5 protein-coding genes are annotated in these 13615 nt (G+C 53.6%); all 5 read right to left on the bottom strand.

What is annotated here, in order from left to right; all coding sequences use genetic code 11:
• Window positions 1-725 (bottom strand): UPF0236 family transposase-like protein (locus tag HMPREF9453_RS07930; RefSeq protein ID WP_008860028.1); only part of this gene is annotated, 725 nt, incomplete at its 3' end.
• Between the two features lie 1651 nt (window positions 726-2376).
• On the bottom strand, window positions 2377-6519 hold the full coding sequence (rpoC, locus tag HMPREF9453_RS07920) for a DNA-directed RNA polymerase subunit beta' (RefSeq protein WP_008860025.1): 4143 nt from the start codon (window positions 6517-6519) through the stop codon (window positions 2377-2379).
• A gap of 23 nt (window positions 6520-6542) precedes the next feature.
• Window positions 6543-10352, bottom strand: a complete 3810-nt coding sequence (rpoB, locus tag HMPREF9453_RS07915; protein ID WP_040380365.1) for a DNA-directed RNA polymerase subunit beta — start codon at window positions 10350-10352, stop codon at window positions 6543-6545.
• A gap of 883 nt (window positions 10353-11235) precedes the next feature.
• On the bottom strand, window positions 11236-11889 hold the full coding sequence (gene recO / locus HMPREF9453_RS07910; protein WP_008860023.1) for a DNA repair protein RecO: 654 nt from the start codon (window positions 11887-11889) through the stop codon (window positions 11236-11238).
• A complete protein-coding gene (locus HMPREF9453_RS07905; RefSeq protein ID WP_232217340.1) occupies window positions 11873-13189 on the bottom strand; it encodes a hemolysin family protein in 1317 nt (438 codons plus the stop codon). Before HMPREF9453_RS07905 ends, recO begins: the two co-directional genes overlap by 17 nt.
• Window positions 13190-13615 lie beyond the last annotated feature (426 nt).

The raw sequence follows: 13615 nt of genomic DNA, 5'->3' as shown, positions 1-13615 counted from the left end.
CTTCTTACCATTGCAAAAAGTTCTTTCCTGCTGGTAGATGCAAAGCAGCGAAGTCCTACCAGTTCTGTCCTGTTGCCATTTTTCCTGACTCCCTCATATACCTGGAGGCGGTGCACTTCCGAAACGCCGCCTTTCTCCTTGTTCTTGAGTACAATTCCATCTCCTTCAATCGCTATAATTTCCGGCTGTGTCGGCTTTTCAACCTTTTCCTCTTCTGCCAATGCTTTTTCATAAGTCTTTGCCTTCTCGCCGGCATAGTTCTTGAGTGAGATAACAGACTGATGGGAGATGGTAATTCCCGCCAGGCTTTGCAGGAGTTCGCTGGCACTGCGAGATGTGGTAATTGCGACAGCCTCGACAATCCGCTCAATCATTCCCAGGCTGTAGTGCTTTCTGGGTTCAAAGCCCATTTTACGGTCCAAAGGATAGAAGTTCTTCCCTTCTTTCTGCAGAAGTCTTCGCGTATAGGTCAGCTCTCCATAGCGGCAGTAAATTGTCCGGGAGTCCCGGCGCGCTACACGCCACCCCTGTGCCTTGTAAATCTGATACAGCTCAGCATCAATACGCCCCAGAGCCATAGCTATAAGCTGACAGTTCATTTCTTCGAGCCAATGAGTTAGCTTCCTTTCAGACTCAATAGAATCATCAGATTCCTTGATGATAGAAATGACTGCACCAATTGCATTTTCACTCCAAATTTCTCCAGTTTTTGTTATAATATCCATGAGGAAAGCCCTTTCTTTGTTTTATTTGTGCACGGAAATTATAACATTTCCACTCAAGGGGAGGCTTTCCTCTTTTATTGTTTCTGGAAAAATTCCCCTACCGAGTAAAATTTTACACTAAGTTGGACGCGCCTTTGGACACGCCTTCGGCGTGAGGGTTCAAGGGACACACCTGCGGTGTGAGGGTTCTTAGGATTGACCGGCCTGCGGCCGGAAGGTTCTTAAGTTTGACGGCCTTTCAGGCCGAGGGTTGTGGTGGCGGCTTCGCCGCAATTTTTAAAAAAGGGGCGCGGCTGGCGCCGCAGGTTGTGTCGAAGGGTTGTGAAGGGAAAGGTTCTTAAGATGGATGGGCCTTCGGCCCAAGGGTTCTTAAGTTTGACGGGGCCTTTGGCCCCGAGGGTTGCGGATTGCCGCTCTGCGGCAATGCTTATGAAGTCAGCGTTACGGGATTTACTTTTAGTGTCATATGGCAAAATAATCATTCTGGTGATTAGCCGCTGCGCGGCTCCCCCTTATCCGGCTGCGCCGGACTTTCTCCACGGGAAAGCGTGTCACACGATTCTCAGGTCGCTTTGCTCCCTTACGAATCGTGTTCCCTTGCCACCCCATCCGGGGGACAGAATAAATCACTCTATGCTTTCCTGCAGAGACATGGCTCCATGGCTAAGCACCCATAGTGCCCCCTCGAAGAGGGGGAAAGGTGGTGGCGCCAGCCACCAAAGGGGGATACACCGGAATGGTACATGAAGTATATGACGCCCTGTTTTTCTCTCCATATCCCTCGTTTCCCCTTGAGGGGAAATGCCACGTAGTGGCAAAAGGGTGTACGGGGCTGAGCAGAGATATGACACTCTATCATTTTCCTGACCGCCAATCGGCGGCCCCCTGAGCGGAGCGACGCGCAAAATGTAGTGAGTCTTTTCCCCTTTAGGGGGCGATGAGTATTATAATGCCGCCTTTCGGCGGTCACGTCCACATCGAGTATCATAATCATTCTTACCATCGTCCACCCCTTCGCCACTTCGTGGCCCTCTTCCCCTAAAGGGGACGCAAGAACGTTACGGGATTGGCTGTCTGTGTCATATGGCATGAAAACAATTCTGCTGACTGGCTCGCTGAGCTCGCCCTCCCCCTATCCGGCTGCGCCGGACTTCTCCACGGGAAAGCGTGTCACACGATTCTCAGGTCGCTTCGCTTCCTTACGAATCGTGTTCCCTTGCCACCCCTATGCAGGGGGCAGAATAAAACACCGCGAAGCATTCTTTTCATAAGTCGCTCACAGCATAACGGAGCTTTATAGTGCCACTCTGGAGGTCCTGCATAGGACCTCCAAGTGGGGCGAAGTAAGGCGCCTAGCCTGCACATTAAGGCGCTTTCCTTTTGCCGCCCCACCGAACTGCGGGGGAAGTCCCGCGAAGCGGGCAAGGGGGAATGCATTTCCGACGCCCGCCAGGGCGGTTGTATGGTTTTTTCATAAGAGGGCGCCTTCTATAAATTAAGAGGCGCCCCACCACAACCCTCAGCGGCATAGCCGCTGTCAAACTTAAGAACCCTCGGGGCCACAGCCCCGTCAAACTTTAGAACCCTCAAGCCCGCAGGGCTTGTCCATAAAAAAAACAGCCCCTTGAAAGGAGCTGTTTTTTTTATGATATTATTCCGCTTTTTCTTCAGCTGCCGGCGGTTCGTCGTTGTGAACCACTTTGAGCTTGCGGTAGCGGGACATGCCGGTGCCGGCAGGAATGAGTTTGCCGATGATGACGTTTTCCTTGAGGCCCAGGAGAGGATCTTCCTTGCCTTTGATAGCGGCTTCGGTAAGTACTCTGGTGGTTTCCTGGAAGGATGCAGCGGAGAGGAAGGAGTCGGTGGCCAGGGCTGCCTTGGTGGTGCCGAGGAGCAGGTTTTCACCGATGGCTTTCTTTCTGCCTTCGTCTTCGAGGCGTTCATTGGTGCCGCGGTATGCGACGATATCTACGGTTTCGCCGGGGAGCCAGCCGGAGTCTCCGGGATCTATGATCTTGATCTTGCGGAGCATCTGGTGAACGATGATTTCAATGTGTTTATCATTGATTTCTACGCCCTGGCTTCTATATACTTTCTGTACTTCTTTAACGATATAGTTCTGGGTAGCCTGTACGCCGAGGACTGCCAGGATATCGTGGGGGTTGACGTTACCTTCGAAGAGGCGGGTGCCTGCTTCGATGTGCTGTCCGTCCTGTACGGAAATCTTTTTGGCCACCGGAATCTTTTCGCTTTCCGTTTCCTCATCGTTAACGATGTTGATGACCTTGACGTTGGGGTTGTCTTCAGCGGAGGTAATGGATACGGTGCCGGCGATGCGGGAAATGGTAGCATTGCCTTTCGGTTTGCGTGCTTCGAACAATTCTTCGACACGAGGAAGACCCTGTGTGATATCTTCTGCGGAAGCAACGCCGCCGGTATGGAATGTACGCATGGTGAGCTGGGTACCAGGTTCGCCGATGGACTGGGCGGCGATGATGCCTACGGCTTCGCCGATTTCTACATGGCGGCCGGTAGCCAGGTTTCTGCCATAGCATTTAGCGCAGACGCCGTGAGCGGAGCGGCAGGTAAGGATGGAGCGGACTTTGAGCTTGTCGTAGTGTTTTTCGATTTCAGCTGCCTGGTCATCGGTGATTTCTTCGTTTTTCTTCGCGATGATTTCGCCGGTGTCAGGGTTCACCACATCTTCCAGCGGGCAGCGGCCGGCAATGCGGTCTGCCAGGGATTCGATGGGCTGTCCGTTTTCTTCGATCTTGCTGACTTCTACGCCTTCCATCTGGTCCATACGGACTTTGATGAGAGGAATGTCGGAGGAGAGAATGGTTTCTGCAGCTTCCGGAGTGATTTCGGTGCCTTTCGGAAGAACCAGGTTTCCTTTGCGGTCATAGGCGTCTTCTTCCAGTTTCTTTCCGGCAAAGTGGACGGTGAGGTGGTGGCGCATAGCCCGGTTGTATTCGGCTACGGCGTCAGCGGTGCCCAGGTTGAAGGTCTGCTGCTTTTCAGCTTCTTCGCCTTCAGCGGAGGGGATGATGACTTTGATTTCTTCCACCAGGTGGTGGTTCAGAAGGGTCACATCGTCGGCGTCCAGGGTCTTGCCTTTCACCAGAAGGATGTCGCCGTTTCTTCTGTCAATGACGTCTTCGTCAAGGACAGCTCCCAGAAGGTGGGGCTTCAGGGTCATAATACGGTTCTTCACTTCCGGCTGGGAGGCGATGATGCTCTGTTCTCTGTCGAAGTTCAGCACCTGTACGTCGCAGTCTTCTTCGCGGACGATGACGTCCTGGGAAACGTCGACCAGACGGCGGGTCAGGTAGCCGGAGTCTGCCGTACGGAGTGCGGTGTCGGCCAGACCTTTACGGGCGCCGTGGGAGGAGGTGAAGTAATCGAGGACGGTGAGGCCTTCGCGGAAGTTTGCCTTAACCGGCAGTTCTACGGTCTTACCGGAGGTATCGGCAATGAGGCCGCGCATGCCGGCCAGCTGTCTGATCTGGTTATCATTACCACGGGCGCCGGACTGGGCCATCATGGTCAGCGGGTTGAATTTCACCATGGAGCTCTTCATGGCAGCACCTACTTCGTCTGTCTTCTTGCTCCATACTTCAACGACTCTTCTGTATCTTTCATCGTCGGTCATGAGGCCGCGGCGGAAGAATTTCTTAATCTGTTCTACCTTGGCATCGCCGTCTGCCAGGATCTTATCCTTTTCAGGCGGTACGGCTACGTCGTAGATGCCGATGGAAATGCCGGAAACCAGGGCGTAGTGGAAGCCCAGGGCTTTGACGGAGTCCAGAAGGTCGCCGGTGGCTTTGAAGCCCAGTTTCTTGAAGCAGTCGTTTACGAGCTTGCCCATCTGCTTCTTGCCGATGGTGATGCCCAGACCGTTGTTCACTACTTCGTAGGTCTTTCCGTTTTCATCTACTCTCTTTTCATGGCGTTTGTAGAAGAAACGGAGTTCCCTTGGAATGGCGTAGTTGAAAATCAGACGGCCAGGGGTGGTGATGACCAGGTCCTTGTCATCTTCATTGAAGCCGTCGGGACGGTCTTCTTTGGGGATGCGGACTTTGATGAAATCGTGGATGCGGATTTCATGGAGGGCATAGGCCAGCATGACTTCGTCGTATCCGGTATAGGCGTGGAGGCGGGAGGTGTCCATTTCATCTTCTGCCTTTTTCCACTGTTTCATGGGGTCAAATTTCGCATTGGGGTTGGCTGCTTTTTCTTCCGGTGTGAAATCGACTTTCGCATCGTTGGCCGTTTCCACAATGGTGAGGTAGTAGGAGCCCAGAATCATATCCTGGGAAGGAATAGCTACCGGTTTGCCATCCTTGGTGGAAAGGATGTTGTTAATGGAAAGCATGAGGGTTCTGGCTTCGGCCTGTGCTTCCACGGACAACGGCAGATGGCAGGCCATCTGGTCGCCGTCGAAGTCGGCGTTGTAGCCCGGGCATACCAGGGGGTGCAGCTTGATGGCACGGCCTTCCCAGAGGATGGGTTCGAAGGCCTGGATGCCAAGTCTGTGCAGGGTAGGTGCACGGTTCAGGAGTACCGGATGTTCTTTGATCACATCGCCCAGTACATCCCAGACTTCGGGAGCCAGTTTGTCTACTTTCTTACGGGCTGCTTTCAGGTTGTTGGCTACGCCTCTCTTGATGAGCTCATGCATAATGAAGGGCTTGAAGAGTTCGATGGCCATTTCCTTCGGCAGGCCGCACTGGTACATTTTCAGTTCAGGACCCACGACGATTACGGAACGGCCGGAGTAGTCTACACGTTTACCGAGGAGGTTCTGACGGAAACGGCCCTGCTTGCCTTTCAGCATGTCGGACAGGGACTTCAGGGGACGGTTGCCGGGGCCCGATACGGCTCTGCCGCGGCGGCCGTTATCGATGAGGGCATCCACTGCTTCCTGGAGCATACGTTTTTCGTTGCGGATGATGATTTCCGGAGCGCCCAGTTCCATAAGCCGTTTCAGACGGTTGTTCCTGTTGATGACGCGGCGGTACAGGTCATTCAGGTCGGAGGTGGCAAAACGGCCGCCGTCGAGCTGGACCATCGGACGGAGGTCCGGCGGAATGACCGGAAGGACGGTGAGGATCATCCATTCCGGTTTGTTGCCGGAGTGAAGGAAGGCTTCTACTTCTTCCAGACGGCGGATGCATCTCACTTTGCGCTGGCCGCTGCCTTCTTCGATTTCCTTCTTGAGGGCTGCTTCCAGTTTCGGCAGGTCCAGTTCCTTCAGCAGTTTCTGGATAGCTTCTGCGCCCATCTGGGCTTTGAAGGAGCCGGGGCCGAATTTAGCTACAGCGTCCTGGTATTCCTGTTCGTTCAGCACCTGCTTCTTCAGAAGGTCTGTGCTGCCGGGGTCAAGGACGATATAAGCTGCGAAATAGAGGACTCTTTCCAGCTGGCGGGGGGAGATTTCAAGAATCAGGCCAATGCGGGAAGGGGTGCCTTTGAAATACCAGATATGGGATACCGGGCAGGCAAGAGCAATGTGGCCCATTCTTTCACGACGCACCTTGGAGCTGGTCACTTCTACGCCGCACTTGTCGCAGATGGTGCCTCTGTAGCGCATTTTCTTGTATTTGCCGCATTTGCATTCCCAGTCCTTGGTTGGTCCGAAAATCTTTTCACAGAAGAGACCGTCGGTTTCTGCCTTCAGGGTTCTGTAGTTGATGGTTTCCGGCTTGGTCACTTCGCCGTGGGACCATTCAAGGATCTTTTCCGGAGAGGCGATACCGATTTTCATGGAATCAAATTCGTTTACATCTAACAATTGGGTTCTTCTCCTTTCCGGGTTTATTCATCCTGGCCATCTGTATGGCCGGTTTCATTGTTCATATCCGTTTCGCCGAATCCTGCTTCTTCGTCGGTGGGAGCATTGGCTTCGGCTTCCAGGGTATCGTTGAAGGAGGCTACATCATTGTTGTCGGCAGCTGCTCCGCCGTTCATGGATGTTTCCATGGCATTTCTGGATTCAGTGACTGCACTGTCCCCTTCCATGGCTTCCTTCACTTCGTCCCGGTGCCAGCGTTCGCCGCCGCCGTAGCCCTGTTCCAGATCGCTTTCGTCCAGTTCCTTCAGAACCACTTCATCGCCGTTTTCATTGAGAATCCGTACGTCCAGTCCGATGGACTGCAGTTCTTTCATGAGGACCTTGAAAGATTCCGGAACGCCGGGGCTCGGAATGTTTTCGCCCTTGACAATTTTTTCATAAGCCTTCACACGACCGATGACATCATCGGACTTCACTGTCAGGATTTCCTGCAGGGTGTAGGCTGCACCGTAGGCTTCCAGTGCCCAGACTTCCATTTCGCCGAAGCGCTGGCCGCCGAACTGTGCCTTGCCGCCCAGTGGCTGCTGGGTAACCAGGGAGTATGGACCGGTGGAGCGGGCATGAATCTTATCATCAACCAGATGATGGAGTTTCAGCATGTATTTCCAGCCGATGGTGACCTGATTGTCCAGCTTTTCACCGGTACGGCCGTCATAGAGGTCGGTCTTGGCGTTGGCCGGAAGTCCGGCTGCCTTCAGGGTAGCTGCCAGGTCTTCATCGCGGCAGCCGTCGAAGACAGGCGTTGCAATGTGGATGCCCGATTCCGTCGGTTCAGGCATGCCGTATTTTTCAAAATCATAGCCGCAGTCGATGAGACGCTGCTTCATTTCTTCGTACTGGTCAGAGCCCTCTCCTGCTTTCAGGGCTGCGCGGATTTCTTCGCCCAGCATATGGCAGGCCCAGGACAGATGGATTTCCAGAATCTGGCCGATATTCATTCGGGACGGTACGCCCAGGGGGTTCAGTACCAGGTCCACCGGACGGCCATCGGGAGTGAAAGGCATATCTTCCACCGGAAGGATTCTGGAGCATACGCACTTGTTGCCATGACGGCCGGCCATCTTGTCGCCTTCGCGGATCTTACGTTTCTGGGCAATGTAGACACGCACCAGTTTGTTCACGCCGGGAGCCAGTTCGTCGCCGTTTTCACGGGTGAATACCTTCACGTCCACCACCTTGCCGAATTCGCCATGAGGCACGCGCAGGGATGTATCGCGGACTTCTCTTTCCTTGTCGCCGAAGATGGCGCGCAGAAGTCTTTCTTCCGGGGTCAGTTCGGTTTCGCCCTTCGGTGTCACCTTGCCTACCAGGATATCGCCGGGCCGTACATCAGCACCTACCATGATAATCCCGTTCTCATCCAGATATTTCACAGCGTCTTCGGAAACGGAAGACAGCTGGCGGGTAATTTCTTCTTCGCCCAGCTTGGTATCTCTGGCGTCGCATTCGTATTCTTCAATATGGATGGAAGTGTAGAGGTCATCCTTGCAGAGACGTTCGGAAATCAGTACGGCGTCTTCGTGGTTGTACCCTTCCCAGGATACGAAGGCTACCAGTACGTTGTGGCCCAGAGCCAGTTCGCCCTGGTCCGTTGCCATGCCGTCAGCCAGGGTGTCGCCCTTTTCAACCCTTTCGCCCTTGAATACGGTGGGGCGCTGGTTGATGCAGGTGGACTGGTTGGAACGCATGAACTTAATGAGGTCATAGGTGTCAAGCTCGCCATTGTCTGCGCGGACAATGATCTGGCGGCCTGTCACTCTTTCCACGGTGCCGCCCCTCTTGGCGAGGATGCAGACGCCGGAGTCCTGGCCTGCTACCCATTCCATGCCGGTGCCTACGAGAGGCGCTTCCGGACGGAGCAGCGGCACAGCCTGGCGCTGCATGTTGGCGCCCATGAGGGCACGGTTCGTATCATCGTGTTCCAGGAATGGAATGAGGGATGTACCGATGGAGACAACCTGCTTTGGAGATACGTCCATCAGGTCTACTTCTTCCGGTTCTGCTTCCAATACATCGGGGCCGCGGCGGCTTGCCACATTCTTATGGATGAAATGGCCTTCCGCATCCAGCGGTTCCGAAGCCTGGGCAATGATCTTGTCTTCTTCGATATCGGCGGTGACATACTTTGTTTCGTCGGTTACGTGGTATTCCTTAACGCCGGTCTTGGGATCTTCCGTCTTTTCGATAATGCGGTACGGGGTCTCGATGAGGCCGTACTTGTTGATGATACCGTAGTTGGACAGAGAGGAAATCAGGCCGATGTTAGGACCTTCAGGGGTTTCTACCGGGCACATACGGCCGTAATGGGAGTAATGTACGTCGCGGACTTCGAACCCTGCTCTTTCACGGGACAGACCGCCGGGGCCCAGAGCGGACAGACGGCGCTTATGGGTCAGTTCAGCCAGCGGGTTTGTCTGGTCCATGAACTGGGACAGCTGGGAGGATCCGAAGAATTCCTTGATAGCTGCCACTACAGGGCGGATATTCACCAGAGCCTGGGGGGTCATCTTGTCCTGGTCCTGGGTAGTCATTCTTTCACGAACCACTCGTTCCATACGGGTGAGGCCGATGCGGAACTGGTTCTGCAGAAGTTCGCCTACGCAGCGAACGCGGCGGTTGCCCAGATGGTCGATATCATCGCTTCTGCCGTAGCCCTGCATCATGTTCAGCAGGTAATCGATGCAGGCAATAATGTCGCATCTTTCAAGGATTCTGTAATTATCTTCCCTGTTGCCGGAAGAGCAGATCACCTTGACCGGTGTGCCGTCATCCTTCTGCGTCATCACTTCCACCTGGTCGAAGGAAGAGAACACGCCGCTTTCCTCGATCCGGGCAATAGCATCATCATCGATGAGGCTGTTGGCTTCAATCACCACTTCGCCGGTTTCCGTATTCACGATGGGGCCATCGGTCTTATGACCGCGAAGACGGTTCTTCCAGGCCAGCTTCTTGTTCAGCTTGTAGCGGCCTACCTTGGCCAGGTCGTAACGGCGGGGATCATAGAAGAAATTGTTAAGCAGCGTAGTACCGGATTCTTCCGTAGCCGGTTCACCGGGGCGCAGCTTGTGGTAAATTTCAATGAGAGCGGACTTGCGGTCCGTAGTATTATCCTTCTCCAGCGTCCTTTCAATGTGGATATCATGATCGAAAAGATCCAGGATTTCCTCATTGGAAGAATAGCCCAGGGCACGGACAAGAACAGTCACCGGCATCTTGCGGTTTCTGTCGATACGAACGGAAATGGAACCTGACGGATCCGATTCCAGTTCGATCCAGGCACCGCGGTTCGGAATGAGCTGGGCACTGTAGATTTCCTTATCGAAAGCGTCCCTTTCCTTCTTGTAGTACACGCCGGGAGAACGGACCAGCTGGGAAACGATGACACGTTCAGCACCATTGATGATAAACGTGCCGGTATCGGTCATGACCGGGAAATCACCCATGAAAAGATCATGTTCCTTCAGCTCTCCGGTCTCCTTGTTTTCCAGGCGCACCTTCACATAGAGAGGAGCCGAATAATTGACATCCTTCGCCTTGCACTGTTCGATATTGTACTTGCCTTTGCCGAAATAGTAATCGCCAAAGTGAAGCGCCCACTTATGTGCGCTGTCCTCAATTGGGGAAATATCTGCAAATACATCCTTCAGCCCTTCCCTGCAGAACCATTCATAGGACTTCGTCTGCAGATCGAGCAAATGCGGCATTTTCAGAACTTCCTGTGATCTGGCATAGGTGTATCTCTTCTTCTTACCAACCTGCACAGGTCTGAACATCTTGCTTTTGGGCATTCCTCGCCTCACCCTTTCGTTTCAAAACAGGGCCTCCAGGAAAGGATTCTCCTGTCAGCCTATATACATACCTTATAAATAAAATAAAAAGGAACGGTTGCAAAGGTAAATTTTACTACATTTAAAGACACAATGCAAGGATTCGTTCCTCATTTATACCAAAAACTTTTAAATAATACAGTTAAGATATTTTCTTTTATAGAATTTTTTATGCCTGCTATAGAAATTTTCTTGCGCAGAAATTTCCTATTGCATTTTCAGCGCTTTTTGTTCCAGCCAATTCTAGCATTGCAGGAGGGAAAAAGCAATAGGGAATAGGGCCACTCTGTGGCCCGGGTTCAGAGGGTTCAGAGGGTTCAAAAGGTTCAGAGGGAAAGGTTCTTAAGATGGATGGGCCTTCGGCCCAAGGGTTCTTAAGTTTGACGGCCCTTCGGGCCGAGGGTTGTGGATTGCCGCTCTGCGGCAATGCTTATAAAGTCAGCGTTACGGGAATTCCTTCCCGCCCTCACTTGCGCGCATTCTGCATAGAATGCGCGAGTCGGCCAAAGTTGGCCCTTAGCCTGCACATTAAAGGGCCTTCCTTTTATTTGGCCGACCGACCATTCTGAGCCGTAGGCGAAGAATCTCGGTACAAGGCACTTATGAGCTAATCGATAGTAAATACCAGTCGGCGGAGCCGCGCCGTCAGGCGCTCCCCAGCCACCAGCCACTAGCTCACTAGCTCACTAGCTCACTAAAGTTGTTCTATCCAAACTGGCGCCTTCTATAATTTAGAGGCGCCCTCCACAACCCTCAGCGGCATAGCCGCTGTCAAACTTAAGAACCCTCGGGGCGATAGCCCCGTCAAACTTTAGAACCCTCAAGCCCGTCAGGGCTTGTCCATAAACGCCCCTTTCGTATGCATCCTGATATCGCACACCCTTTCTACGAAGTTTTCCACGTAGGCTGCTGCTTCATGGAAGGTTTTTCTGTTGATGGGACGGGAGAAAGGGCCCTGCCAGCGGTAGTCCCGGAAGGCGGCAAGGAGGGAGAGAGCCTCGGGGGAGAGGTGGTTTTCTTCCGCTTCTTCCGGCGAGGCGGCGTCGAAGCCGGACTGGGCCAGGAGTTTCACCGCCGTCATGAAGCAGAGAGGGAGGCTGTTTCTTTTTCCTCCCATAGAGCCTGCCTTGAGAAGGGTGTCATAGGCGCCGTCGTCTTTTTCACCCTGGGGGAATAGTTTTTCGGACAGCTCTATGACGTAGAACCAGTAGGCCATGTCTTCATAGGGAAGTTTCATCATGTCGAAAAGAAGGTGTCCCTCGTATTGGGAAAGGAGGGCGTATTCCCCTTCCACCGAGGCGGTATAGCGGATGAGGGAGAAAGGAGCGGTGAGGCCGCTGCCGCAGCGGGCCATTACAGTCCTTGGCAGGGACATGACCATGCGTCCTTTCTGCATGGTAAAAAGAGAGAGGGTCTTTCCTCCCTCTCTCCCTTCTCTGCTATGGAGCACAATGGCTTCTCCGCTCTCAATCTTCCTTGTCATGGCTTTCTTCCTTTCCCGATGGCCCCAGCTTTTCCGCCCGCACCCGGACAATGCGGAAGCCTTCCATGCGAAGCACGGAGAACCGCCAGCCTGAGAAATCCACGTGGTCCCCTACTTTGGGGATTCGTTCCAGATGGGAGAATACGAAACCGCCGATGGTGGCGTTCTTGTCCTCGCCGGCCAGGTCGATTTCCAGCCGATCCGATACGTCTTCCAGAATGACGGTGCCGTCGAATTCGTAGGTGCCGTCCTTCATGCGCAGGATTTCATAGGGCGTGGTATCCACGGACTGGGGAATCTCGCCGATAAGCTCTTCCACCAGATCCTCCAGGGTCACCAGGCCCGAAGTACCGCCGTACTCGTCCACCACCACCGCCAGATAAATGCGGCGGTTCTTCATGAGCTGCAGAAGAGAAGGCGCCGGCATCACCTCCGGTACCGTGAGGATTTCCCTCATAATAGTTTTGATGTTGGACTGTCCATGGAGAAGGCTTTCCATGAAATCCTTCACATGGATGAACCCCAGAATCTGGTCCTTGTCATCCATGCACACCGGATAACAGGTATGGTGGGCCTTGGAAATCATACGCCGCATGGTTTCCATGTCATCATTATAATAGAGCACCACCATATTGTTTCTGGGAATCATTACATCCCGTACCATGAGGTCGAAGAAATCGAAGGAATTCTTGATAAGCGTATTCTCCAGCGCGTTCAGCCGGCCGCTCCTGTTGCTTTCCTCCACGATGCAGCGGATTTCATCTTCCGTATAGGTGAAATTGACTTCGTTCCTGAAAGGAATCTTGTTATGCCGGAAAATGCGGCGTACCAGGAAAAGCCCTGCCTGCACAAGGGGATGGAAAAGACGGCGGTTCCAGTGCACCACCCACCGGTGGGACGCCAGAATAGGCAGCGGCTCCACCAGGGCATGGGTACCTGGGTAAAGAATGGTGCCCGTCCAGAAAAGAAGGACCAGCACCACCACCGCTGCCGCCAGAATGAGATTCACCGCCCAGGACAGATCCTCTCCCATCAGGGCAAGAAGCAGATGGCGTCCGCTCTCCGCCATCCCCAAAAGGCTGATGGCAAAAATACCGCAGTAAATGACAAATGCTACCTGGGTGCCGCCCAGAATCTGGCTGGTGCGCTGGTAAAAAGGAGCCACCTTTCGGATCAGCTCCGGATCCTGCTCATCATTGTCCTCAATGTACTTCTTCCGCATGCGGGCAAAGGAAAAATTGACCAGCGTATTCTTATAATTAAAAAATGAAGCGGCCAGCGCTGCTGCCAGTGAAAGCACCAGCCACTGTATATCGGTAGTAATAGGACATTCCTCCTTGGATAACACGCCTGCGGCGTGAGGGTTCTTAGGATTGACCGGCCTGACGGCCGGAGGGTTCTTAAGTTTGACGGCCTTTCAGGCCGAGGGTTGCGGTATCGCCCTTGGACACACCTTCGGTGTGAGGGTTCTTAAGATGGACCGGCCTGCGGCCGGAGGGTTCTTAAGTTTGACGGCCCTTCAGGCCGAGGGTTGCGGTATCGCCCTTGCGGTGCACAGCGAACACATTTTGAAGGAGCGCTAGCGACGCGCAAAATGTGGTGAGTCGTTTCCCCTTTAGGGGGCGATGAGTATTATAATGCCGCCTTTCGGCGGTCACGTCCACATCGAGTATCATAATCATTCTTACCACCATCCACACCGACTTCGCTGGATGGCGTCTCACTG

Origin of the sequence: Dialister succinatiphilus YIT 11850 (genome assembly GCF_000242435.1) — a bacterium.
Classification (GTDB): Bacteria; Bacillota; Negativicutes; order Veillonellales; family Dialisteraceae; genus Dialister; species Dialister succinatiphilus.
Note: the sequence above shows the minus strand (reverse complement) of the source record. Positions and strands in the feature narration are given on the sequence as shown.

Coding starts and splice junctions, on each gene's coding strand:
- rpoB (WP_040380365.1), bottom strand. CDS start 10,352: ATGTTCAGACCTGTGCAGGTTGGTAAGAAGAAGAGATACACCTATGCC.
- recO (WP_008860023.1), bottom strand. CDS start 11,889: ATGACAAGGAAGATTGAGAGCGGAGAAGCCATTGTGCTCCATAGCAGA.